This is a genomic window from Thermosynechococcus sp. PP555, assembly GCF_031583225.1.
Lineage (GTDB): Bacteria > Cyanobacteriota > Cyanobacteriia > Thermosynechococcales > Thermosynechococcaceae > Thermosynechococcus.
In genome coordinates this window covers 2,076,341-2,100,587 of the sequence record NZ_CP134168.1, presented here as the reverse complement: position 1 = coordinate 2,100,587, position 24,247 = coordinate 2,076,341, and the positions used below count along the sequence as shown (strand labels likewise).

The window sequence follows — 24,247 nt, the reverse complement described above, 5'->3', positions numbered from 1 at the left end:
TAGCGTCTCTTGCGAGTCTAGGAGCCAATGAAGAGTACCCGTGTTAGCAATTTTCAGCTTGTCTGGATATGATGGAGGCAATGCTGTTGCTTAACATTTGGTAATGTTAGTTCAACCTTCGCAACCTCAACGCTGGTTTCAGTGGCTCAAGGAGACGCTCCTTTTTGGGCAAGAACCCAGTGGCGAACTCTTAGCCATTTTGCTGGTGTATTTTGTCCAAGGGGTGTTGGGCTTAGCACGGCTGGCCATTAGCTTTTTCTTTAAGGATGAGTTGGGGCTGTCGCCGGCGGAAGTGGCAGCATTAATGGGTGTGGCTGCGCTGCCTTGGGTCATTAAGCCGGTGTTTGGCCTCATTTCTGATAGTGTGCCGCTTTTGGGATTTCGTCGCCGTTCCTATCTGGTTCTGTCGGGCTTGCTGGGCTGTGGGGCGTGGTTGAGCTTGGGGACGTGGGTAGCTACCCCTTGGCAGGCAACGGCAGCGATTCTCGCAGCCTCGATCGCGATCGCCCTCAGTGATGTGATTGTCGATTCACTGGTGGTGGAACGGGCACGCCAAGAATCGGCGACTGAAATGGGAACGCTGCAATCCCTAAGTTGGGCAGCGACTGCCGTGGGGGGCATCCTCACCGCTTACTTTAGTGGCCAACTGTTGCAGTGGTTTAGTCCGCGTACCGTCTTTCAAATTACAGCGGCGTTTCCGCTCTTGATGTCGGGGGTTGCCTGGGCGATCGCCGAAGCACGGGTTACGGCTCGGCCTCAACTGCGTCAGACTTGGGAGCACATCAACCGTGTGCGCCAAGCAATGATGCAAAAACGGATTTGGTTGCCGGTGGCGTTTCTCTTCCTCTGGCAAGCCACCCCCGGCTCGGAATCAGCCTTCTTTTTCTTCACAACGAATGAATTGGGCTTTGAGGCGGAGTTTTTGGGGCGGGTGCGCCTTGTCACTAGCATCGCCTCCCTCTTGGGGGTGTGGATTTTCCAGCGCTACTTGAAAACGCTGCCCATTCGTACCATTTTTTTCTGGAGCACGATTCTCTCAGCCCTTTTGGGACTCTCTAGCTTGATTTTGGTCACCCACCTCAATCGCCAATGGGGCATTAGTGACCAGTGGTTTAGCTTGGGGGATAGCCTCATTTTGGCAGTTATGGGGCAGATTGCCTTTATGCCGGTACTCGTGTTGGCGGCGCGGCTGTGTCCGCCGGGGATTGAGGCCACCCTCTTTGCGCTGCTGATGTCCATTAGCAACCTTGCCAATCTGGTCTCCCATGAGTTGGGGGCACTGCTGACCCACTGGCTGGGGATTACCGAGCATAACTTCGATCGCCTCTGGTTGCTGGTGCTCATTACCAACCTGAGTACGCTATTGCCCCTACCCCTGTTGAACTGGTTGCCGCAGCAGGTGCCGGCGCCCGCCTCTCAATCCTCTGTCACTGTTGAGTTGGAGCCAAGTGTCTCATGACTGGAGTTTTAGATCGCCCCTACACGATGGCGGATTGGCGGGGGGGGACCGAATCTCTCACCCAAGAATATGACTATTGGATTGAGGATGTCGAAGGTACGGTGCCCACGGATTTGGTGGGAACGCTCTACCGCAATGGCCCTGGACGGTTGGAGCGCGGGGGAGTGCCCTTAGCCCATCCCTTTGATGGCGACGGCATGATCTGTGCTTTTCGCTTTGAGAAGGGACGGGTGCATTTTCGCAATCGCTACGTGCGTACCGCCGGATTTTTGGCGGAGGAAAAGGCCAATCGCCTTCTCTATCGCGGTGTCTTTGGCACCCAAAAACCGGGGGGCTGGCTGGCCAATTTCCTCGATATTCGGGTCAAAAACATTGCCAATACCCATGTGATCTATTGGGGGGGCAAATTACTGGCGCTCTGGGAAGCCGGTCTGCCCTACTGCCTTGACCCTGTGACCCTAGAAACCATTGGCCTCGACAACCTAGGGGGTCTCCTCAAGGAGAGGGATGCCTTTGCAGCGCATCCCCGCTTTGATCCTCAGACGCAGCGGCTCGTGAATTTTGGTGTCAAGCCCGGCCTCAGCACCCGCATTACACTCTATGAATTTGATGCCAGTGGTCAGTGTGTCTCGCAACCCGTATTTCAGATTCCGGGGTTTGCTTTTATCCATGACTTTGCCCTGACCCCCAACTACGCCATTGTCTTTCAAAATCCAGTGCGGTTAAATCCGCTGCCCTATCTGCTGGGACTGCGGGGCGCTGCCCAGTGCATTCAATTCCATGCGCAGGAACCGACACGGGTTTGGCTGCTGCCTCGTCGGGGTGGGACTCCCCAGATGTTGACGATGCCCGCCTGTTTTGTCTTTCACCATGCCAATGCCTACGAAGCTGGGGATGAAATTCATGTGGAGTCCATTGCCTACAGCCACTTTCCCAATCTCGAACCGGGCATGGATTTTCGGGAGGTGAATTTTGCGGCGCTGCCCTCAAGCCTGCTGTGGCGGATTCAATTGAACCCCAAAACCAAGGCGGTGGATTGGCAAGTGGTGAGCGATCGCCCCTGTGAATTTCCCGTAGTGCATCCGGCCAAGGTGGGGCAACCCTATCGCTACACCTATTTGGCGGCAGGGCATGATCCGAAAACCAATGCGCCTCTCCAGGCTCTGTGGCGGTGCGATCGCCAGACGGGCGAGGAACAATTTTGGTCGGCGGCGCCGCGTGGCTTTGCCAGTGAACCCATTTTTGTCCCGCGGGGTCTGCAAAAGGGTGACTTTCTCTGGCAGGGTGCCCAAGGGGAAGAAGATGGCTGGCTTTTGCAGGTGGTGTATGATGCCAGTTGCCACAAATCGCAGTTACTCATCTTTGATGCGGCAGCCATTAGCGCCGGGCCAGTGGCACGATTGCGCTTGAAACACCACATTCCCTATGGTCTCCACGGTTCATTTACCACAGCGGTCTAGGCAATGGGCATCGAAATTGAGCGCAAGTTCCTTGTCATAGGCGAAGAATGGCGATCGCTGGTCACAAGTGTGTCCCAATTTGCCCAAGGCTACCTGTCCACAGTTCCTGAGCGCACGGTGCGGGTGCGTCTTGCGGGGGAGGAGGCATGGATCACGATCAAGGGCAAAGCCAGCGGTGGCCAACGCCGTGAGTATGAGTATGCTATCCCCGTTGCTGATGCAAGGGAACTCCTCGCGGAATTGTGCCTACAACCCATCATCCAGAAAAACCGCTATCGTATTCCAGCGGGTGATCTGTGTTGGGAAGTGGATGAATTTACTGGCGCCTGTACTGGCCTGATTTTGGCAGAAATTGAATTGCCCCGTGCTCACTATCCCCTGACTCTACCCCCTTGGATTGGCCTTGAGGTGACCGACGACCCCCGCTATACCAATGCCTACTTAGCGGAGCACCCCTATCAGGAGTGGGCAACCGGCAATTCCTGAGATTCGATAGGATACAAAAATATCGCCACGGCTGCGCTATGCTTGCTCGGATTCGCCAGATTACCCAAACCCTCACCCCCCGTCTCATTGAAATTCGTCGCCATCTGCACCGCTACCCCGAATTGAGTGGCCAAGAACATCAAACGGCTGCCTATGTGGCGGGGGTACTTTCCTCCGCCGGCTTAACCGTACAGCAGGATGTGGGCAAAGTGGGGGTGATTGCGGAACTGGCGGGGAATCCTAAAAAACAGCGGCTCTTGGCCATTCGCGCCGATATGGATGCCCTGCCGATTCAAGAGCGCACTGGACTCGAGTTTAGCTCAAAACATAGCGGGGTGATGCACGCCTGTGGTCACGATGTCCACACCACGGTGGGTCTGGGCACGGCAATGGTGTTAGCAGCCCTCAAGGAGGAGTTCCCCGGCCGGGTGCGGTTTATTTTTCAACCAGCGGAAGAAATTGCCCAAGGGGCGAGTTGGATGATTGCCGATGGCGCTATGAAAGAGGTGAGTGCCATTTTGTCGCTCCATGTGTTTCCCACCATTCCAGCGGGGGAAGTAGCGGTACGCTATGGGGCGTTGACGGCGGCTGCCGATGACATTGAGTTAACGATTTTGGGAGAATCGGGCCACGGTGCCCGCCCCCATGAAGCGGTAGATGCGATTTGGATTGCCGCTCAAGTGATCAGTGCTTTGCAACAGGCCATTAGCCGCACGCAGAATCCCCTGCGACCCGTGGTGGTCACCTTTGGCAAAATTCAAGGGGGACGGGCTGCCAATGTCATTGCCGATCAGGTGACGCTTCAGGGAACGGTGCGATCGCTCCATCCAGAAACCCGTGCCACCCTCCCGACCTGGATTGAGCAAATTGTGGCCAATGTCTGCCATGCCTATGGTGCCCGTTACCAACTCCACTATCGGCGGGGCGTACCGGGGGTGGAAAATACGCCCTACCTATCGCAACTGCTGGCGGAGGCGGCGACTGATGTGGTGGGTGCCCCCCATGTGCATATTTTGCCGGAACCGTCCCTTGGGGCAGAGGATTTTGCCCTGTACCTAGAGCATGCCCCCGGTGCGATGTTTCGCCTTGGGGTGGGGTTTCGCGATCGCCCGAACTATCCCCTGCATCACCCGGAGTTTGATGTCGATGAACAAGCTATCCCTGTGGGCGTGATGACCCTTGCCCATGCGGCCTGTCGCTATTGGCAGATTCCCTACTAGTGCCGATTGGCGTGGTAGAGCATGCCGAGGGCGATCGCGCTGACGACAACCTTCGGTAACCAACTGGCCACGATGGGCGACACTGCTCCCCCCTCGCCAAAGGCGGTGAAAATAAAGGCAGCAACGTAATAGCCAAAAATAATCGCCACACTGAGACCAAAGGCACGCCCCTGTCCTTGGCGAGGAGAACTGATGCCCAAAACGGCACCGACAACGGCAAAACTCAGGCACAAAACGGGAAGGGAGAGCTTTTCCTGCAACTGCACCCGCCACTGCCGCAGACGTTTGGCATCGCCACTTTCCGCCAAAACTTGCAAGTACTGATAGATTTCGCGGCTGGTCATAAACTCTGGTGCCCGCGTTTCCATGGCCAAATCAAGGGGAGTGCGGGGGTAGGCAAATGTTCGTTCTGAGAAGGTCTCGGCCACGTCATAGTCGCGATCGCGGGTCAGGTGGTGGTAGGTGCCCTGCCGAAACAGCCACGCCGAACCCTGCCACTGGGCTTCCTGCGCCGTAATAATTTCTCGCAATTGCCCCTGCTCAAAGTTCAACACCGTCACTTGACCCATGACCTCGCCATCAAAACGATGGGCAAAAAAGAGTTGCTGAAGCTGCCCCCCAGCAAAACGACGGTAGAAGATATTGCGGGTTTGAAAGGTAGGTTGGGGGCGTTGAATCGCCACTTCCAAGGTCTTGATGGCGCGGTAGGCCATGGGGGGAGCCACCAGTTCATTGAGGGCAAAGGTAAAGAGCAAGGCACAGAACCCCGCTAGGAGCGCCGGTCGCACTAAACGCAGCGGACTCACCCCACAGCTTTTGCAAGCAATCAGTTCACTGCGACGGGAGAGTTGACTATAGGCAAGGAGCGAACCAAAGAGCATCGCCATGGGAATGCCCAGCACCGCAAAGGTGGGCAAACGCAGAAAAAAGACTTGAAGGGCACTGAGGATGCCAAGGTTGTGCTCCACCATATTGCGAATGAGGTAGAACACTGTACCAATAACGGCAGCGATCGCCGTAAAAATGCCAAAACCAAAGACAAAGGGGCGAATCATCTCCCGCAGAATATAGCGATCCAACAGGGAGAATCGCGGCTGCCAAGGCATCTTCTCAAAGGATCGGGCGATCGCCAGCATCTTTTATAGTCCCAAGCGGGGTTTTGCCAACTTCCAATAACGAAAGAATCGCTTCAAATCGGCATTGGCAGGTAACGTGACAAAGGGTTCTGGCTCTAGGATCTCCACTGGATAGGCCAATTGCTGACAAATGGCGCGAAAGCGCGGGCTAGGACTGGCCATTGTCACCACGCGATCGCCCCCGTGCACCTCAACAAAGGCATTCACCAAGGGAGCGACCTCACCCCGGTACATTGCCACGGGGAGATCCAGCAGGCACTCATAGAGAAAGACCAGCCGCTTCAGGCGAATTTGCCACTCCTTGAGGAGCGCTACATCCCAAACAAAAATGGCCGGCGCGTGGGGATAGCGGTCAAAGATGGGCGCCGTGGGGTCGAGGCAGTCTCCATGAACCCAAAGAATTGGCTGCCCCATTAGCGTTGCATGGCCTCTTTTTTCAACTGTTTGCTGTCCCGCTGCGCCGCTGCTGCCAAGTCGGCATCCAAGAGGGTTTGACCCGTGGCGGCCAAATAGACATCATCTAAACTGGGTCGTGACTGCGCCACGCTAAAGAGGGGGAGTCCTGCTTCCTCTAGCGCCCTTCTAATGGCTGCGATCGCCACAGCCGCATCTGTGACCACCAGATTCAAGGAGTTGCCTTGGTTGGCATTAATCAGCGCCGATTTCACGCAGTCCAATTGACTGAGAAGGGTCTGGGCCATTTGTGCCTCTTGACGCGGTGTAAATTCTCGTACCCGCAACGTGACGCGATCGCCCCCAATATTGGCCTTGAGTTCCTCGGGAGAGCCGCTGGCAATGACGCGCCCTTTATCCAGAATCGCCAAGCGATCGCTAAGGAGATCCACTTCCTCAAGGTAGTGGCTGGTCAAGATAATCGTCAGTCCTTGAGCCTTGAGATCCCGCAGCACATCCCAAATCACTTGGCGACTTTCAATGTCGAGGCCTACGGTGGGTTCATCCAAGACAAGCACTTGGGGTTGATGCAGTAGTCCTGCTGCGAGATCAAAGCGTTTGCGAATGCCACCCGAGTAGGTACCACACTGGCGATCGCGCCATTCCAATAAATCCAACCGTGCCAGCACTGCTTCAATGCGCTCTGGAATCAGGGCACGGGGAATGTGGTACAGCGCCGCCTGTAATTCTAGAAATTCCTGACCCGTGAGGATTTTATCAAGCGCCACCTCTTGAGCCACATAGCCTAATTTTTGGCGCACTAAATGAGGTTGGTGGAGAACCGAAAGACCACAGACTTCCAATACCCCAGCATCCGGTCGCGAGAGGGTACACAGACAGCGCAGTGTTGTCGTTTTCCCTGAGCCATTTGGCCCCAGCACCCCAAAAATTTCCCCTTGATGGGCGCTAAAGGAGACATCGGCCACCGCTGTAATGGAACCGTAGGACTTCTTGAGATGTTCGACCTTTACCGTGGCTGTCATGGTCATTCACTCTGTGTGTGATTCCCTTAACATTTTGACAGATCTTCCTCCTTACTTTGGTGCGCGTGCTACAACGGCAACTAGAGCCTATTGGGTGGGTTTCCCATGGCCACTGCCGAAACTGCGCCGATTGCCGAAGTCATGCACCTCACGGGCGATCGCCTGCGATTGCGGATTCAAGAACTGAAAACGGATGCTGCCTTTCGCGATTCCCTGAGTGCCTATCTGAAAACCCTCCAAGGGATCAAATCTGTTCACGTTAACCCCCTTGCCGCCTCAATTACCATTGAGTATCACCTCGAGCAAATCACGCCCCTACAACTGTTGGCGGCCATTCAATTTTGGGGGGATGTCCAGATCATTGGCCAAGGCAATAAGGGCTTGCAAAACCTCACCCGCGCCTTTGATCTCGAACCTGAAGAGGTGGGCAACAAACTCACCTCCATGGGCGGATTTCTCATGGGCGGCTACGTGGGCGATATTCTTGGTGGCATGGTGGGGGGAACGGCGGGTGGCCTGTTTATGGGGCCTGCGGGTGCGGTCATGGGGGTGCAAGTGGGCACCTTTGTTGGCGGTGTGATTGGTGCGCGATTAGGGATGGAAGCCACGGAGCAAATCACCCAACTGCAATTTACTGCCCTTGAGGCAACGCCGGAACGGGTCGCGAAAGCCTTGGAGATTCACAGCGGTGACAAAATCGGGGGTACCGCCGGTGAAATTGCTGGCGGTTTGGCAGGGCAAGTGGTCTTGGGGCCTGTGGGCGAAACCGTCGGGCGCGTAGTGGGCAATATGGTTGGTTCGCAACTGGGGGAAGATCTCGGGCGACAGTTGGCGGCGCCATCCCCTGAGGAACCTCCTCCCCCATCCCTGCATCTTTTTCTAGAGTGGTGGGTGAAAACCAGTCAAACCTTCACTAAGGAAACGCTATGGGCGACCCTCGGTGGCATGGTAGCACGAGCCATTCTGGGGCCTCAAGCGGAAGCTGAGGGCATCCGAGCCGGTACCCGCATTAGTCGCCATCTCGATATGCAGCAGCCCAACACCGCAGCAAAAGAGAAAAAAGTATAATCCTAAAGTAATGGCCTATGGAGATGTCCAGCGCGACAGGAGCGAACTAATGCTCGATACCATCTTACTCCTCATTATCGTCGTGATGGGAATTGCCGTTGGCTTCAACAGCATTGACCTTCTGCCAGAAACGGTTCTTGCTCAAGTGGCCAATGTGCGGGGATTGCAGTGGGTCATGGCTGGCTTTGGCGCCATTGTTGGCATTGCCCTTGGTTTATTGTTGCAGTCCCTTTACCATCGTCTTGAGCGCAGTATCCGCCAATTGCCCCCAGAAACGCTCTTGTCGCGAGCCGTGGGTCTGGTGGTAGGGTTGCTCTTGGCCAACTTGATGCTGGCACCGATTTTCCTGTTGCCCATTCCCAAAGATTTTTCCTTTATTAAACCCCTGATTGCTGTTCTCACCAGTATTGTCTTTGCCTATTCGGGAACCACCTTGGCCGATAGTCACGGGCCTGCCCTGCTGCGGTTAATTAACCCCAATGCCGTTGCCAGCAGTCTCTTGGCTGAGGGCATGCTCAAACCTGCCCGAGCAAAGGTACTGGACACCAGTTGCATTATTGATGGCCGCATTGAGGCACTGTTGAATCTCGGGGTACTCGAAGGGCAAATCATTGTGCCCCAGTTTGTGCTTCAGGAGCTGCAACTCATTGCCGATGCGGGGAATGAGCAAAAACGGATTCGCGGTCGGCGGGGTCTCGATGTTCTCAATCGTCTCCAAGCCAGTTTGGGCGATCGCATTGTCATTCACTCCGCAGACTATCCAGAATTAACAACGGTGGATGCCAAGCTGGTGCGCCTGTGCCAAGAAATCAACGGCACCCTTGTCACCAATGATTTGAATCTCAACAAAGTTGCCCGCTTCCAAAAAGTGGATGTCTTTAACGTCAACGAGTTAGCGCAAGCCCTGCGCCCCATCTACCTCCCCGGCGATACGCTGGAGTTGAAGATTCTCAAGGAAGGGAAAGAACCAGCGCAAGGGGTGGGCTACCTTGAGGATGGCACGATGGTGGTTGTCGAAGAGGGGGTGGATCACATTGGCGATCAGTTGTCGGTGGTTGTGACCAGTGCCCTGCAAACCTCGGCAGGCCGCATGATTTTTGCTCGCCTGCAAATGCCGACGATGGCCTAAATTTCCTCTTTTTCCCCTAGGGGGTCTCCTTATGACCCATGAGCCACCCAAGCCCACTTCCCCCCCGCAACTGGTTTCACCGTGGGTCTGGGGTCTTTTTGTTTTCAGCATCCTATTCCTCTTTGGTGTGCTGTTGGCGACGGTGTGGCGACCGACGCTCTTTCCCATTGATTTAGTGAATCCCGATCAGTTGCGGCCTCTGCCTGACCTCCTGCAGATGCCCACCGATGATTTAAGCGTGTGGTGGCCCATTGTCCTTGCAGCAGTGATGGCAGTTGCCCTCAATTTTATTCCCAGCAATAATGTTAGCCGCCTGATCATTCGCTTCATTGTTATTCTCTTTGGCTGCCGCTATCTGGTGTGGCGGGGCTGGGTGACGCTCAATGATGCCCACTGGTTGAGCTTTACTGCCAGTATTGGCTTCTATGGTCTTGAGGTGCTCTACTTTTTCACCTATTTGCTTTACTTCTATCAGACGGCATGGCTGACGACTGCATGGCGATCGCGACAGGCCAATTACTATCAGCAGGCGGTTCTCAGTGGTGAATACTGCCCCAGTGTGGATATTTTCATTCCCACCTATAATGAGCCTCCCTATATTTTGCGGCGGACGATTGTGGCCTGTCAGGCGATCAACTACCGAAATAAAAGCATCTATGTCCTCGATGATGGTCGGCGATCGGAAATTGCGGTTCTCTGTGAGCATCTGGGGGTCAACTATCTCACCCGTCCCACCAATGAGCACCGCAAAGCAGGGAACCTCAACCATGCCCTGAAATACACCACTGGTGAACTGATTGCTGTTTTTGATGCCGACTTTATTCCCTTTCAGAACTTCCTGAGCCGCACCGTGGGCTTCTTTCAAGATGATCACGTGTCCATGGTGCAGACCCCCCAGCACTTCTTTAACCCTGACTACCACGCCCAAAACCTTGGCATTGAGTTCATGATGCCCGGCGATATGGAGTACTTTTTTGGCTTTATTCAGCCGGGGCGGGACTTTGGCAACGCCATCATTTGCTGTGGCACCTCCTATGTGGTGCGCCGCCGTGACCTAGAAGCCGTAGGCGGCTATTACACCCGTTGCGTGGTCGAGGATTTCCAAACGGGAACCAAAATGCAGATCGCTGGTTATCGCCTCGTTTACCTCAATGAAATCCTCAGCATGGGGGAGTCTCCTCGCAACTTCCAAGATCATCTGGAGCAACGGCTGCGCTGGCTACAGGGGAATATGCAAATCTATTTCTGTGGTGATGATCTCCCCATTTGGTCAAAGCTTTCTTGGTTTCAGCGCAGTTGCCACCTCTCGCTGCTCTTGCACAACATTAATCCCTTTATCCGCACGTGCTTTCTCGTTGGTCCGTTTTTGAGCCTAATGACAGGCATCTCCTTAACGGTGGCGACATTGGGTGAGTACCTTTTCTATGCCCTGCCCTACACGCTGTTAGTAATTGCCACCTTTAGCTGGGCGACAGAAGGGCGGTATTTTTCCGTCTGGGGTGAAGTCTATGAGGTGACCTTTGCCTTTCCGGGGATGGTGCAACTGATTAAAATCCTCCGCAATCCCTTCGGTAAAATTGGCAGCATTGTCACTAATAAGGGCACCCTCTCCAATCGGAAGCGGTTGAATTTACGCTATACATGGCCGCTCGCAGTATTTGTGATTGCAGTCGGAGTGGGCATCTTTATCCGCTATGGGGGTTACTGGCTCCATATCTGGCCACCAATGGAGTATGAACGGGCGGGTTTAGAGGTGATGCTGGCTTGGACGCTCTACAACGCCTTTATTGCCTTGATTGCGGTTCTGTCCTCCATTGATCAGCCCACCCGCCGTCAGAGCGATCGCTTTCCCGTTTGCACTGTATGTCGTTTCCAACTGGGGGATCAAACCTACTGGGGCTATACCCGCGATGTGTCGGAGACTGGTGCTGCCCTATTGCTGACCGCAGGGCGTTTTATCGAAGCCCAAAGAGATACCGTCGGCACGCTGACCTTTTTGGAACAGGACTTTAGCGTCACCGCAGCCGTGGTTCGTACCCGCACTGAAGAGGAGCGGTGCTGCATTTACCTGCGGTTTTTAGAGGTCAGTGATGAGGCACAGCGGCACCTTGTACAACTGCTCTATGGTGGCCTCACATGGTGGCACAAACCCAAAGCCCCCAATGGCCTAGATGCCTTTTGGCCAATGTTGATTCGTCTCTTCGACTTTCGATCGCTCTTTAGCCTCTATAGCAATAATTGACCGATAGGCTCATAGCTCAAAAATTTGCCCTAGGGGAAAATAAAAGTTTGGCAATAGGGGAGATGTCAACGTATAGCTATAGCTGTTTCCAAAGGGAGTGAGATATTTTCAAGAGGCATAGGCTATACTCAAAGCGTCATGAATGTTACTCAAGAATATGAGCTATAGCTTGGACTTACGAGAGCGGGTTGTCTCCTATATCAAGCAAGGTGGCAAAATCAGTGAAGCGACTCAAATTTTTCAGGTGAGCCGCGCCACTATCCATCGCTGGCTGAAGCGAGACGACTTAGCCCCCACAGTTGTCCCCCGTCGTCCTTGGAAGCTGGATTGGGCGGCCTTAGCAGCCGATGTTGCTGCCCATCCCGATGACCGTTTAATCGACCGTGCCCAGCGATTTGGCGTTCAAGTTTCCACCATTAGTTATGCCCTCGCCCAGATGGGCATCACCCGAAAAAAAAACAGATGCGTTACCAAGAACGGTGTGAGGCAGAGCGACAAGCGTATCAACAGCAGCTCGACACATGGGTAGAGAGTCACGGCGAGGAAACGGTGGTGTATATTGACTAGCCAAGGCTGCTCACTGATCGGGGTGATTCCTTGAATGACATTAGCGGTAATTTCCAATTCCTGTGTCAAAATTTGCGGCACGATCGCGATCGGATCTTGATCCGACCCTACTCTGCCACCGGGAAAATCCACCGTAGCTCGCTGAACCCCCACCCGAAAGGTTGGCGGCAGGCAGATTAAATCCTTCCCTTGCAGCGGCAGGACAATCACCGAGTCCGCCTTTTCTACCCGCCAGTATTCTAGGGTTTCACCTGTGTCCGTCAACCACTTCTCGGCAATCAAGGTCACCCACTTGGATTGAATGCGTACCCGTTCATCGAGCGATCGCCAATTCACTGTTGCCACTCTTCAGGAACTTGGGCTATTTTCTCATGCCCTGTGGGGGCGTACACCGGTCTGCCGAGGGGACGGTAGGGCAGGGTGCCATTTTCATAGGCCTGAATCCGCTGGCGAGCAATGTTGACATAAGTGGGTTCCTTTTCACAGCCCATCGCCCGCCGATTGTGCATTAGGGCAGCCAAGAGGGATGATCCCACCCCCATATAGGGGTCAAAGACCCAATCCCCTTCATGGCTGAGGGCGAGAACGCACCGCTCCACTAACTCAATAGGAAACTGGCAGGGATGCAATGTTTTTTCAGGATGATTGGACTTGACATTGGGAATATCCCACACCAGTTCTTGCCAATCCTGAAGAACGATTTCCCAGACATCGGATGGATTTTTGCCCAAGGGATTGCCCGAGGGTTTGCCCTTATTGGGACCTTTGAAATGGCGTTTCCCCGGATATTTGGCTGGAATACGCACGGCATCCAAATTAAAGATGTAGTGATCGGACTTCGTGAACCAGAGAATCGTTTCATAGCGGCCAGAAAAGCGCTTTGTGGCATGGAGACCATGGCCAAATTTCCAGATGATGCGATTGCGCAGCTTCAAACCCAACCGCTTGAACAGGGGATAAAACAAAATATCCAAGGGATACACCTCTCCCCCTTGAACAAAATTCCCCACTTGCCAGCACAAACTTCCCTCTGGCCGCAGCACTCGATATAGCTCGGCAATCACTTGGCTTTGGCTTTGGAGATAGTCCTCAATCGCCACCGGGGTTTCATAGGCCTTGCCGAGGTTGTAGGGCGGCGACGTAAAGATGAGCGTCATGGCCTTATCCGGCACCTGACGAATCACCTCACAGACATCTCCACTGGCAACGACTAGCTTAGCCTCTGGAGAAAAACGCTCTTGAATGTGCTGGCCAGAACTCAATAACTATAAGCCATCCTTCCCTGTACCGCCAAAATACCATATTCGTAATCCTGAGATAAAAAAAGAGGCCGACCCCTAGGGAGTCAGCCAGCGGATTACTTGGGAACGCGCGCTAGACAGTACAAAGCAATTGGCAACAGGATTAGCTATGCACCACAAGCTTGACGTTGGCGTTCTGAAGGCCAGGACGCTTCACCTCAGCCAAGGTTTTGTTGATGGCATATTTTTGGTTGATCGAGTTGATCAGCTCCGTTTGGTTGTGTTTTTTGGCCACACCCCAGAGGTCAGCAATCAGATCAAAGGTGCCATCAGCATTGCGAGACCAGCCCAGATCATACTCGCCATCGAGGACAGCGACGATGTCAGAGCGAACACGTTGGCCATTGTAGCCACGCACATCGGCATTGGTTTTCACCGTAATGCCCAGATCCCGCAGGGACGCTTTCAAGATTTCAGCATCGGTAATTTTCGTACGCAGGGTGCTGAAGTGAGACATGTGGATTTCCTCCAGATTGAGACAGAAACATTGGACTGAATGAACCACAATTTATGGCGAACCAAACCCCTGTGGTCGGGTCTTTCTCCCATCTGCGCAGGGCAGACAGAAGGAAGCTTGTCAAAACTCCAGTCGCTGGTATTCAGCCACTGAAGCAGCCGCCGGACGCGCCCGTTGGCGTGCCCAATCCCGCAGTGCCGTGACCTGCTCTTGCATCGTCTTGGAAAGGGGTTGAGTGGCACGGCTAGCGGCAATAATGTCTAACTGGGTAAACTCACGCCCTTGAGCAAAGGCTTCGTACATGGCAGCAATGATGGCCTGCTCAATCTCGGCACCTGAAAAGCCATCACAGATATTGGCGAGTTGCTCGAGGTCAAAGCGATCAATGTCGCGGCGGCGCTTGGTGAGGTGAATGCGAAAGATTTCCTTGCGCTCCTCGGCATTGGGCAAATCCACAAAGAAAATTTCGTCAAAGCGACCTTTGCGCAAAAATTCACCGGGGAGCCGTTCGACGCGGTTGGCTGTCGCCAAGACAAAGACGGGAGACTTTTTCTCCTGCATCCAAGTGAGGAAGGAGCCAAAGATCCGGCTTGAGGTACCGCCATCGGAGTCCGAGGAGCCTGCTCCGCCCGCAAAGGCCTTGTCCATTTCATCAATGAAGAGAATGGCAGGGGAGATCGATTCAGCGGTTTTCAGGGCATTGCGCAAATTCGCTTCCGATCGCCCCACCATTGAACCGTCATAGACGCGCCCCATATCAAGGCGCAGCAACGGCAAGCCCCAAAGGCGGGAGGTGGTTTTGGCAATCAGGGACTTCCCACAGCCGGGGACCCCCAAAATTAACATCCCCTTCGGTTGCGGTAAGCCGTATTCACGCGCCTTTTCACTGAAGGCGTTGGAGCGTTGGCGTAACCAGACTTTCAGTTCCTCTAGACCGCCGACCGAATCAATGGTTTCATCCACTTCCATATACTCGAGGATGCCATTGCGGCGGATGAGTTGCTTTTTCTCAGAGAGGATGATGTCCACTTCGGCTTCCGTAAGGCGCCCAGCGGTCACTTTGGCTTTGCGAAAGACTTTTTCAGCTTCATCCCGCGTCAGGCCAAGGGTGGCTTTGACGAGTTTTTCCCGTACTTCAGGGGTGAGGCGGCGATTGCGGGGATCCAGTTGCTCCCCGAGAACCTGATCTAGTTCGTTGATACTGGGTAGGGGGTAGTCAACGACAACGATTTCTTTTTCCAGTTCGACAGGAATCCGCTGCGCTGCTTCTGGGGACATGAGAATAATGGTTTTGTGGCTGCTTTTGAAGCTGGCGATCGCGTCCCGTAAAGAACGAGTCACAGGGGGCGAATCAATGAAGGGGTGCAAATCCTTGAAGACGTAGATGCCCGGTTCCCGTTGGTGAACAACCCATTGAATGGCAGCTTCCGGCGAGACAGTGTTGTGGTGACTGTTGTTGCGGGGATGGCCATACTCGACCATGCCGTGGGTCACTGTCCAGATGTAGAGCTTGCGGGGAGACCGCCCTTGAGGCCCGACTTGACTTTGGGCAATGGTGGCGATCGCCTGCTCAGCCCGCTCTTCTTCAGAGGTCAGGAGGTAGATCAACGGATATTGCGCTTGGATGAGGATACTCAATTCTTCTTGCACAGCAATCACCTCCTTCTTTCAAGGCTGACCCAACACCCCCGCCACTAGCGGGCAGACACCAACTCGACGGAGAGCGAAGGAACACTGAGGCTGTCGTCATCAATCACTGTGGGCTGATTGACCAAGGCCGTTAGCTCATCCCCCCGCAGGACAAGGGCACTAGCACACTCTGGGCAGTGGTAAACCCGATGCACATTGCCATGCTTTTGCTCGGCATATTCCGCCAGTACGTCTGGGTGAGCCAGCAGAAATTCAATGGCACGTTCAGCAAGGGTGGACATCGTTTCCTGCTCGACGACAGCGGCAATCTTGAGCTGGCGGTGCACATCGGGGGATAGATATAACGTAACCTTTTGCTTATCTTCCATAGGGGTTAGAGACGTACCTAGGTATGTGTGCCAGTGTAGTGAGCCGATCCGAGGGGTGTCAAGGTGAAATGCTGTCAAAACGGCAAAATCGTAACATTTAGTTACATTAAGCCCCGCGTGCTTAAAACTCAGTTACAGGGCTGAGGGCATCATATCGAATTGAGTGGCGATCGCCAGCCGTACCCCATTGACAAAATCCCACCCCGATTGGGCTTTGCGACCACTCAAGTGCACTTGACTCAGCAGCAGGCGACCCTTGCCCGTCTGTACCACGGGGCCCCATCCCTTAATTAGCTCTACCACCGTACCCGGGGCGGAAGCTGCCTCAGGCTCACAAACAAAAGACTGTAAAGGTTCCGGTAATTCGGCCCTCACTTCGGGCACCAATGGCCACGTTTGCAGCAGTTTCAAGGGGGTGTCTTGCCACTGGGTATAGGCATAGGGGTAAAAGGCGCGCACTTGGTTGTGAAGGGCTAGGGCCGATCGCCCCCAATCAATGGCATAGTCACTTTTTTGAATGAGCGGTGCGTAGGTAGCCTCAGCGTCGTTTTGGGGTTCGGGTTGAAGCTGTGGCAGTTGCTGCAAGGTTTCTAGTAGGAGGTCGGCACCGATGTCACTGAGCTTGGCACTGAGGGTAGCAGCGTTATCTCCTAGATGAATCGTTACTTTGCGCTTCAGGAGCATTGGGCCTGTGTCCATACCCGCATCCATGCGCATCGTCGTCACGCCGGTTTCCCCTTCGCCATGGTAGAGTGCCCACTGAATGGGAGCGGCACCGCGATACTTCGGCAGCAGCGAGCCGTGGATGTTGATGCAGCCGTAACGGGGAATCTCAAGGATCGACGGGGGCAGGATTTGACCGTAGGCCACCACCACAAAGACATCAGCGCCTAGCGATCGCAAGACCTCAGGCAGCTCTGGATCCCGACGCAGACGTTCCGGCTGCCAAACTGGTAACCCGTGACAAAGGGCTAAGGCCTTGACCGGAGAAGGCGATAATTGGTTGCCCCGTCCCCGTCGGCGATCGGGCTGGGTGACCACCCCCAACACTTGATAGGTCTCTGTTTCCAGCAGCCGTTGTAGCGGCGCAAGGGCAAACTCCGGTGTGCCAAAATAAACGATTTTCAATCGCTGCCCACTCCCTGCAAAACGTCAACTGCTGGTTTAGAGAGTCTCAGGAGCGTCATCCTCAGAAGGAGTGAGGGCTTCCCCACCATCACTAGCGCCGTTCAGATCTTCTTCCGTCGCTTGGGAGCCACCACTAATGACCGCCAAATCCACCTGCTGGCGGTAGGAATCCACATTTTTAATCAGGACTTCCACGCGATCGCCCAAGCGGTAGCGCAAGCGATTACGCCGACCCGTCAAGGTTTGGGCATGGGCACGGTATTCATACCAGTCATCCTTGAGGGAGCTGACGTGGACTAAGCCCTCAACATTAAAGTCAATCAGTTCCACAAAGAAGCCATAGGACTGCACACCGGTAATAATGCCCGAACGCACTTCGCCGATGCAGGCTTGGACTTGGCGCACCCGTTGCAAGCCCACCAAATCTTTCCATGCGGCGTAGGTTTGCCGCTCCCGCTCTTGGAGGTGAGGGGCTAATTCATTAACCAGGGTGTCCACTTCCCGCTGGGTATCGGTGGTGAAGACGGTCCAATTCACCTGCTCCAAGCAACTGGATTCGCCAAGATTGACGCGCTCTTTTGCCCGTGGCCCGCGGCGATCGCGCCCTTCCGTCAGGAGAATGTGCAAAATGCGCTGATTCACAATGTCAGTGTAGCGTTGGAGGGGTGAGCAGAAATGGCCATAGCCCTCGCCAGTGGCCAAACTAAAGTGGAGCAGCGCCACGGCGGCATCGCTGGCGGGTTTGAGTTTATCGAGCAACAGTTCCTGCAACACGGCTGCCAGATCCGAGGTGGCCAATTGTGCCATAAAGCGCTGACAGTCGCGGGGCGTGACCTGCGCGGGATTGTCTAGGCTCAAGGGCAAGTTGAGATTTTGGCAGAGCTTGAGAAAATCCTGCACGGCATAGAGTTCGGGCACAGGCTGCGTGCGGTAGAGAGCCGGTACCCCCAACTTCGCCAAATGACGGGCAAGGAGTTCATTGGCAAGGATCACTAAGCTTGTCCAAGGGGTGACCCTCGGTAGGGGAATGGCGGGGGCGAGACCCTCATCGGCATAGGCAAGGCTCAGGGCATCCGCTGGGGTGACTTCAATACTCCCCCGTGCCTGTCGTTGCTGACTCACGGCATTGGCAAGGTGAATCAGGGCACGCAACCAATCACCGGAACTATCCCCTAGGGCAAGGGTGGCCGCCACCTGCTCACTGGTGACACAGGCATCAACGCGGATACAACTGCGGTAAATTCTGTAGGACTGAACTTCACCGGCATTGTTGATCACCATCAGCAGCGAAATGGCAGCGCGATCGCCCCCCGGCAGCAAGCGCAACCTCTCCAATTCCTGCGGCAAGAGGGGCAAACTCAGTTCAGGGGTGGCGAGGGTCATACCCTGACGGCGAGCAGTGCGATCCAGCAGTTCATCGCGGGGGAGCAATCCCCCCACATCGCTAATGTGAATCCCCAACTGCCAGAGATTTTGCTCGAGGGCATCGAGGGAAAAGGCCACTTGGGGTTCTTGGCCGGGAGCCACTAAGGTAATGGTGACCAGTTCCCGCAAGTCTTGGCGATCGCTCAAGTCCAAGGTTTCCAACTGGGCATTTAAGGTGGCGGCTGCTGTCCGCAGGGCGGGGCTAAATTGGCGGACAAGATTATGTTTGCAGCAAATCAAGTCCAAAGCAGGTGCCGATTGGGCATCACTCCCTAGGATCTGGCCAATTTCCCCCGTCGGCAGGTACCCCCCCAAGGGATAGCGGCGAATGTTCACATGCACCAGTTGATCCACCACCGTGGATAGATCGGGGACGAGGTCATTGGGTTCAAGGGCAATTTCAAAGAGCAGGCGATCGTCGAGGGGTGTGGCCCGAAACCCATCTTCGGTCTGTTTCACCCGGGCAATCACCGAGGGGTTTCCCCGCTCAAGGATCAGTTTCACTTCCCCCTCTGGAGATTTCTTGCGGCGGCCTTCACGGGTGACCCGCACCAGCACGCGATCGCCATTCCAAGCAGTGCTGAGTTGATGCTCGCGCACAAAAATATCTTCGGCACCCTCGGTATCCTGAATCGCAAAGCAAAACCCTTTGCTGGAGCAGCGCAGCCGCCCTTCAATCAAGCCATCATCACTGGCGCGGCGATACTTGCCCCGTTCTTTAATAAGCAGGCCAATGCGTTCTAGGGCATCGAGGGCAATTTCCAGTTCTCGCTGGCTCTCAGGATCGTCACAGCCGAGTTTTTTTTCGAGAACCTTGGGGGCAACAAATTTATCTTCGCTAAAGTTGGCAAGCAGACTGGCAATCGTAAAATGCATCGGCAACTCGGTGAAGGGAGGGCAATAGTGGATGTAGCGTTGTTGGTGTCAAGTATCCAAACTGTAGCTTATCACAGTTGCGGAAGCATCCTAGGGGATCCCCAATCTGTCCTATAATTATGGCGCGTTGATTCTGGGCACGAAACATCCTAGATTTGAGGAATGGCGATCGCCCGCATCAATTACTGTTCTCAATCGTTGTCCATCCGGTTAAGGCATCTATGAATCAGTCTGAAATTCTCGAAAAAGTAAAAGCCATTGTTGCCGATCAACTCAGTGTTGATGCAGAAAAAGTTGTGCCCGAAGCAAGTTTTGCCGAGGATCTCAATGCTGACTCCCTTGACTCCGTGGAGTTGATCATGGCACTTGAGGAAGCGTTTGGTGTGGAAATTCCCGACGAAGAGGCGGAAAAACTGAAAACCGTCCAAGATGTCCTTGACTTTATCAACAATAAGGTAGCTGCATAGATCCATGGCAAAGGCGCACCAAAAACGGGTCGTTGTCACGGGGATGGGGGCAATTACCCCCCTCGGCAACACCCTTGCGGAGTATTGGGAAGGGTTAATGGCCGGTCGCAACGGCATTGATTACATCACGGCTTTTGATGCCAGTCGTCATGACTGCCGCATTGCGGGTGAGGTGCGTGGCTTTGATCCCACCCTCTACATGGATCGCAAAGATGCCAAACGCATGGATCGCTTTGCTCAATTTGCCGTGGCTGCCAGTAAGCAAGCCCTTGCAGATGCCCAATTGACGATTGACGAGGGCAATGCCACTGACATTGGCATCATTATTGGTACGGGTGTGGGCGGGCTAAAGGTGATGGAGGATCAGCAGGAGGTCTATCTCACCAAGGGGCCCGATCGCTGTAGTCCCTTTATGATCCCGATGATGATTGCCAATATGGCCGCCGGACTCACCGCCATTCACACCGGTGCCAAAGGCCCCAATTCCTGTTCCGTGACCGCCTGTGCAGCGGGTTCCAATGCCATTGGCGATGCCTTCCGCATGGTGCAGCACGGTTATGCCAAGGCGATGATCTGTGGCGGTACTGAGGCAGCGATTACTCCCCTATCGGTGGCGGGTTTTGCGGCAGCCCGTGCCCTGTCCACCCGCAATGATGACCCCCACCATGCCAGCCGTCCCTTTGACCTCAACCGCGATGGCTTTGTCCTTGGGGAAGGGGCAGGCATCTTGATCCTTGAAGAATTGGAATTTGCCCTTGCCCGGGGGGCACGCATCTATGCAGAAATGGTGGGCTATGGCTTGACCTGTGATGCCTACCACATGACTGCTCCCTCACCGGGGGGAGAAGGGGCGGCCCGTGCCATTGAAGCCTGCCTCAAGGATGGGGAGATTGCCCCGGATCAGGTGAGCTATATCAATGCCCACGGTACAAGTACCCCCGCCAACGACAGTACGGAAACTGCCGCCATTAAACGTGCCCTTGGTGAGGAAAATGCCCGTCGCGTTCCCGTGAGTTCGACAAAATCCATGACGGGGCACCTCCTAGGGGGGTCAGGGGGTATTGAGGCGATCGCAACGGTGATGGCAGTTGCCCACGATCGCATCCCCCCTACAATTAACTTGGAGCAACCGGATCCTGCCTGCGATCTGGACTATGTTCCCCATCAGAGCCGGGCTTGTCCGGTGACGGTGGCTTTGTCCAACTCCTTTGGCTTTGGTGGGCACAACGTGACGTTGGCCTTCCGCAAATTTACTCCCGATCGTTAACTGTCTGCTGCAAACCCAATTAGAGAGAGAAAGCAATGCCTGCGGTGACTCAATCCCTTGATGAACTCTGTATTAATGCGATTCGTTTCCTAGCGATCGATGCGGTGCAAAAGGCCAACTCCGGGCACCCCGGCCTACCCATGGGGGCAGCACCCATGGCCTATGTGCTGTGGAACCAGTTCATGCGGTTTAACCCCAAAAATCCGCAGTGGTTCAATCGCGATCGCTTTGTCCTTTCGGCGGGTCATGGCTGTATGTTGCAGTATGCCCTGCTCTACCTCACGGGCTACGACAGCGTCACCATCGAGGACATTAAACAGTTTCGCCAATGGGGATCGCGCACACCCGGTCACCCGGAAAACTTTGAGACCCCCGGTGTGGAGGTGACCACAGGCCCTCTCGGTCAAGGGATTTGTAACGCCGTTGGCTTAGCAGTGGCGGAAGCCCATTTAGCGGCTCGCTTCAACAAGCCCGATGTCAAACTAGTGGATCACTACACCTACGTTATCCTTGGCGATGGCTGCAACATGGAGGGCATCTCCGGCGAAGCCTGCTCCCTTGCGGGTCACTGGGGCTTAGGCAAACTCATTGCCCTCTACGACGATAACCACATTTCCATTGACGGTTCCACCGACATTGCCTTTACAGAGGATGTCTGCAAGCGCTTTGAGGCCTATGGTTGGCACGTGCAGCACGTCGCCGATGGCAATACGGATCTTGCGGGCATTGCCAAAGCCATTGAAGCGGCCAAAGCCGTAACCGATAAACCTTCACTCATTAAAGTCACCACTACCATTGGCTATGGTTCCCCCAACAAAGCCAACACCGCTGGGGTGCACGGCGCTGCTCTTGGGCCTGAGGAAGTCAAGCTCACCCGCGAAAACCTTGGCTGGAACTATGAGCCTTTTGTTGTCCCCGAGGATGTCCTCAACCACTTCCGCAAAGCCGTGGAGCGCGGTGCTAGCTATGAAGCGGAGTGGAACCAAACCCTCGCCACCTATCGCCAAAAGTATCCTGAGGAGGCTGCCGAATTTGAACGGCTGCTGCGGGGTGAGCTGCCCGCCAACTGGGATGCCAATCTGCCGAGCTACACTCCTGAAGATAAGGCTGTGGCCACCCGCAAGCATTCGGAAATTTGCCTGAACGCGATCGCCCCCAATCTGCCGGAACTCATTGGCGGTTCTGCCGACTTGACCCACTCCAACCTCACCGAACTCAAGTGCTCCGGTGACTTCCAAAAAGGCCAGTACCAAAATCGCAACATTCGCTTTGGCGTACGGGAACACGGCATGGCCGCCATCTGCAACGGCATTGCTCTCCACAATTCCGGGTTGATTCCCTACTGTGCCACTTTCTTGGTCTTTGCCGATTACCTGCGGCCTGCCCTGCGCCTCTCAGCCCTCTCCCAAGCGGGGGTGATCTATGTGATGACCCACGACTCCATTGCTCTTGGTGAAGATGGCCCTACCCACCAACCCGTGGAAACCTTGGCCTCCTTGCGTGCCATTCCCAACCTACTGGTGATCCGTCCTGCCGATGGCAATGAAACCTCGGGTGCCTACCAAGTGGCCGTCCAACGCCGCAAACAGCCAACCCTCTTGGCACTGACGCGGCAAAATGTCCCCAACTTGGCCGGTACCTCTGCGGCCAATGTCGCCAAAGGTGCCTACACGCTGGTAGATTGTGCAGGGACGCCCGATTTGATCCTGATTGGCACCGGTTCAGAAGTCTCCCTCTGTGTCAAGGCTGCTGAAACCCTGACGGCCAGTGGCAAGAAGGTGCGGGTCGTGTCCATGCCCTCTTGGGAACTGTTTGAGGAGCAATCCCCTGAGTACAAAGCCAGTGTGCTCCCTGCGGGGGTAAAACGCCTTGCTGTAGAAGCGGCTTCGAGTTTTGGTTGGTGCCGCTATGCCGATGCAACGGTGTCGATCGAGCGCTTTGGTGCCTCGGCTCCCGGTAACGTCCTCATGGAGAAATTTGGCTTCACGGTGGACAATGTGGTGGCCAAGGCCAATGCCCTGCTTGGCTAAGTTGCCGGTGGTACGCCTTTAGACGGAAAATATCAATAGATGCTCAGGGTGGGGGGTATAACTCTCTGCCCTGTTTTGCTTTTTTTGAGTTTTTTTGAGAACGCCCTATGCCACGTCGTCGGAAAAAATTTCCCTGCGGCCACCAAGGCTATGGTCAGGTTTGCCACTACTGCGCTCAGTTGATCCAAGCAAAAGCTCTAGAGGTAGCAGAACGGGAACAGGCACGACTGGCACGGCAGGAGTGGGAGGCCACCTTTGCCAAGGATGTGGTGGATCTACAGGGATTGCCCAAGTGGATTGTCCTCAAAGCCCGCCAAGTGATTGCAGAACTCCTTGCAGGGGCCGACTATCGCCAGTTCAAGGGCAAGCGCCTGAATCACGATCGCCGCATTATTAGTATTCCCCTGAGCTATGACTATCGCCTCATCTGCTATGACACGGGCGATCGCATTGAACCCCGTAGTGTGCTCTCCCACGAAGCCTACAATGTCAAAAAACCCCTCGCTTAGTCTCATGACGGCCAACACAGATCATCCTTGGTATGCAGCGGCACAACTGATTCAACCGGCACTGATTCGCCTGCTTGATCATCTGCGGCGATCGCTAGAAACTTCCCCTTGGCAGGGCACCTATGAAACCGTTGAGATTCCCTGTGGTGAAGCCGAACCACAAATTCTCTACTGGCTGCACTTACGTCAGGGCGATCGCCAAGAGCGGGTGAACCTGTGGGAGCTGTGCTACCAAATTTGTTTTCAGCAGTACACCCCAGAACTCGACTACAGCGGCATCCATGACTTTCAGGTGGGGGAGGTGCAAGCTGACCTCAGCCTCTTTGACCCTGCTGGGGAGGTGGACTGGCACAAGCTCGATCAGAAGGCAGCACAGGTGGTTGCCGCCCTATTTGCCGGCTTAGATCCCCCTTAATTTTAATTTTTTGTAGAAAATTAACCAAGGTTGCCACAGGGAATGCCCCACGGCGACCCGCTACATGGTATGCTCCAATGCCATAGGGAATCTTTTTACCGAAGCAGCATGGGTTCAAACTATCAAAACCAGCAAAACAGTAATGAGCAGC

At 54.7% G+C, this 24,247-nt stretch carries 23 protein-coding genes; 13 read left to right on the top strand and 10 right to left on the bottom strand.

Annotated features, from left to right (window positions below):
• The first annotated feature begins 103 nt into the window (after nucleotides 1–103).
• Genes RHH27_RS10340 through RHH27_RS10325 form a run of 4 tightly spaced genes read left to right on the top strand, consistent with a single transcriptional unit; the run spans nucleotide 104 to nucleotide 4,625 of the window.
• Nucleotides 104–1,459, top strand: coding sequence for a folate/biopterin family MFS transporter (locus RHH27_RS10340; protein WP_286627071.1), 1,356 nt, complete (start codon nucleotides 104–106; stop codon nucleotides 1,457–1,459).
• On the top strand, nucleotides 1,456–2,919 hold the full coding sequence (locus RHH27_RS10335; RefSeq protein ID WP_302678214.1) for a carotenoid oxygenase family protein: 1,464 nt from the start codon (nucleotides 1,456–1,458) through the stop codon (nucleotides 2,917–2,919). Before RHH27_RS10340 ends, RHH27_RS10335 begins: the two co-directional genes overlap by 4 nt.
• A gap of 3 nt (nucleotides 2,920–2,922) precedes the next feature.
• Entirely contained in the window at nucleotides 2,923–3,405 is a 483-nt protein-coding gene (locus RHH27_RS10330) for a CYTH domain-containing protein (RefSeq protein ID WP_206200070.1), read from the top strand.
• Between the two features lie 38 nt (nucleotides 3,406–3,443).
• Nucleotides 3,444–4,625, top strand: coding sequence for a M20 family metallopeptidase (locus tag RHH27_RS10325; RefSeq protein WP_206200069.1), 1,182 nt, complete (start codon nucleotides 3,444–3,446; stop codon nucleotides 4,623–4,625).
• Here RHH27_RS10325 and RHH27_RS10320 read toward each other — a convergent pair.
• The 3 genes from RHH27_RS10320 to RHH27_RS10310 are packed head-to-tail and all read right to left on the bottom strand — an operon-like array spanning nucleotide 4,622 to nucleotide 7,197.
• Nucleotides 4,622–5,761 (bottom strand): LptF/LptG family permease, encoded by a 1,140-nt coding sequence (locus tag RHH27_RS10320; RefSeq protein ID WP_302678213.1) that lies wholly within the window; start codon nucleotides 5,759–5,761, stop codon nucleotides 4,622–4,624. The two genes, RHH27_RS10325 and RHH27_RS10320, sit on opposite strands and share 4 nt — an antisense overlap.
• Before the next feature lie 3 nt (nucleotides 5,762–5,764).
• The gene (locus tag RHH27_RS10315; protein ID WP_302677676.1) at nucleotides 5,765–6,175 is read right to left on the bottom strand and encodes a hypothetical protein; all 411 of its coding nucleotides are present in this window, start codon (nucleotides 6,173–6,175) and stop codon (nucleotides 5,765–5,767) included.
• Complete coding sequence (locus RHH27_RS10310; protein WP_302678212.1) at nucleotides 6,175–7,197, bottom strand: ABC transporter ATP-binding protein; 1,023 nt, start codon at nucleotides 7,195–7,197, stop codon at nucleotides 6,175–6,177. The genes RHH27_RS10315 and RHH27_RS10310 overlap by 1 nt, the downstream gene beginning before the upstream one ends.
• 105 nt (nucleotides 7,198–7,302) lie before the next feature.
• Here RHH27_RS10310 and RHH27_RS10305 point away from each other — a divergent pair, with 105 nt between their 5' ends.
• From RHH27_RS10305 to RHH27_RS13320, 4 genes are all read left to right on the top strand, one after another.
• Nucleotides 7,303–8,265: an HMA2 domain-containing protein gene (locus tag RHH27_RS10305; protein WP_206200065.1), complete on the top strand. Its 963-nt coding sequence runs from the start codon at nucleotides 7,303–7,305 to the stop codon at nucleotides 8,263–8,265.
• A gap of 49 nt (nucleotides 8,266–8,314) precedes the next feature.
• Nucleotides 8,315–9,394 carry a PIN/TRAM domain-containing protein gene (locus tag RHH27_RS10300; protein WP_149819124.1) on the top strand — a complete coding sequence of 360 codons (1,080 nt, stop codon included), beginning with the start codon at nucleotides 8,315–8,317 and terminating at the stop codon, nucleotides 9,392–9,394.
• A 31-nt stretch (nucleotides 9,395–9,425) separates the two neighbouring features.
• Complete coding sequence (locus RHH27_RS10295) at nucleotides 9,426–11,636, top strand: glycosyltransferase (RefSeq protein ID WP_302678211.1); 2,211 nt, start codon at nucleotides 9,426–9,428, stop codon at nucleotides 11,634–11,636.
• A 142-nt stretch (nucleotides 11,637–11,778) separates the two neighbouring features.
• A complete protein-coding gene (locus RHH27_RS13320) occupies nucleotides 11,779–12,165 on the top strand; it encodes an IS630 transposase-related protein (protein ID WP_310743748.1) in 387 nt (128 codons plus the stop codon).
• On the opposite strand, the gene RHH27_RS13405 is transcribed toward RHH27_RS13320, so the two are convergent.
• The 7 genes from RHH27_RS13405 to RHH27_RS10260 all read right to left on the bottom strand — a co-directional run bounded on the left by RHH27_RS13405 (nucleotide 12,057) and on the right by RHH27_RS10260 (nucleotide 19,408).
• The gene (locus tag RHH27_RS13405; protein WP_302678210.1) at nucleotides 12,057–12,548 is read right to left on the bottom strand and encodes a hypothetical protein; all 492 of its coding nucleotides are present in this window, start codon (nucleotides 12,546–12,548) and stop codon (nucleotides 12,057–12,059) included. The two genes, RHH27_RS13320 and RHH27_RS13405, sit on opposite strands and share 109 nt — an antisense overlap.
• A complete protein-coding gene (locus RHH27_RS10285; protein ID WP_206201684.1) occupies nucleotides 12,536–13,360 on the bottom strand; it encodes a site-specific DNA-methyltransferase in 825 nt (274 codons plus the stop codon). The genes RHH27_RS13405 and RHH27_RS10285 overlap by 13 nt, the downstream gene beginning before the upstream one ends.
• A 247-nt stretch (nucleotides 13,361–13,607) precedes the next feature.
• Nucleotides 13,608–13,961 carry a DUF1257 domain-containing protein gene (locus RHH27_RS10280; protein WP_149819118.1) on the bottom strand — a complete coding sequence of 118 codons (354 nt, stop codon included), beginning with the start codon at nucleotides 13,959–13,961 and terminating at the stop codon, nucleotides 13,608–13,610.
• A gap of 120 nt (nucleotides 13,962–14,081) precedes the next feature.
• Nucleotides 14,082–15,611 carry an AAA family ATPase gene (locus RHH27_RS10275; RefSeq protein WP_206201683.1) on the bottom strand — a complete coding sequence of 510 codons (1,530 nt, stop codon included), beginning with the start codon at nucleotides 15,609–15,611 and terminating at the stop codon, nucleotides 14,082–14,084.
• A gap of 44 nt (nucleotides 15,612–15,655) precedes the next feature.
• Entirely contained in the window at nucleotides 15,656–15,979 is a 324-nt protein-coding gene (locus tag RHH27_RS10270; protein ID WP_206200060.1) for a ribbon-helix-helix domain-containing protein, read from the bottom strand.
• A gap of 132 nt (nucleotides 15,980–16,111) precedes the next feature.
• Nucleotides 16,112–17,107 carry a methionyl-tRNA formyltransferase gene (fmt, locus tag RHH27_RS10265; RefSeq protein ID WP_302678209.1) on the bottom strand — a complete coding sequence of 332 codons (996 nt, stop codon included), beginning with the start codon at nucleotides 17,105–17,107 and terminating at the stop codon, nucleotides 16,112–16,114.
• A 36-nt stretch (nucleotides 17,108–17,143) separates the two neighbouring features.
• The gene (locus tag RHH27_RS10260) at nucleotides 17,144–19,408 is read right to left on the bottom strand and encodes a ribonuclease R family protein (protein WP_206200058.1); all 2,265 of its coding nucleotides are present in this window, start codon (nucleotides 19,406–19,408) and stop codon (nucleotides 17,144–17,146) included.
• Nucleotides 19,409–19,629: 221 nt separating this feature from the next.
• Between RHH27_RS10260 and acpP the strand changes: the two genes are divergently transcribed.
• The 5 genes from acpP to RHH27_RS10235 all read left to right on the top strand — a co-directional run bounded on the left by acpP (nucleotide 19,630) and on the right by RHH27_RS10235 (nucleotide 24,096).
• Nucleotides 19,630–19,875: an acyl carrier protein gene (acpP, locus tag RHH27_RS10255; protein ID WP_149819108.1), complete on the top strand. Its 246-nt coding sequence runs from the start codon at nucleotides 19,630–19,632 to the stop codon at nucleotides 19,873–19,875.
• A gap of 4 nt (nucleotides 19,876–19,879) precedes the next feature.
• On the top strand, nucleotides 19,880–21,142 hold the full coding sequence (gene fabF / locus RHH27_RS10250) for a beta-ketoacyl-ACP synthase II (RefSeq protein WP_206200057.1): 1,263 nt from the start codon (nucleotides 19,880–19,882) through the stop codon (nucleotides 21,140–21,142).
• 35 nt (nucleotides 21,143–21,177) lie between these two features.
• Nucleotides 21,178–23,172, top strand: a complete 1,995-nt coding sequence (tkt, locus tag RHH27_RS10245; protein ID WP_206200056.1) for a transketolase — start codon at nucleotides 21,178–21,180, stop codon at nucleotides 23,170–23,172.
• A gap of 107 nt (nucleotides 23,173–23,279) precedes the next feature.
• A complete protein-coding gene (locus tag RHH27_RS10240; protein WP_206200055.1) occupies nucleotides 23,280–23,681 on the top strand; it encodes a hypothetical protein in 402 nt (133 codons plus the stop codon).
• 4 nt (nucleotides 23,682–23,685) lie between these two features.
• The gene (locus RHH27_RS10235) at nucleotides 23,686–24,096 is read left to right on the top strand and encodes a hypothetical protein (RefSeq protein WP_190278265.1); all 411 of its coding nucleotides are present in this window, start codon (nucleotides 23,686–23,688) and stop codon (nucleotides 24,094–24,096) included.
• Nucleotides 24,097–24,247: the final 151 nt, after the last annotated feature.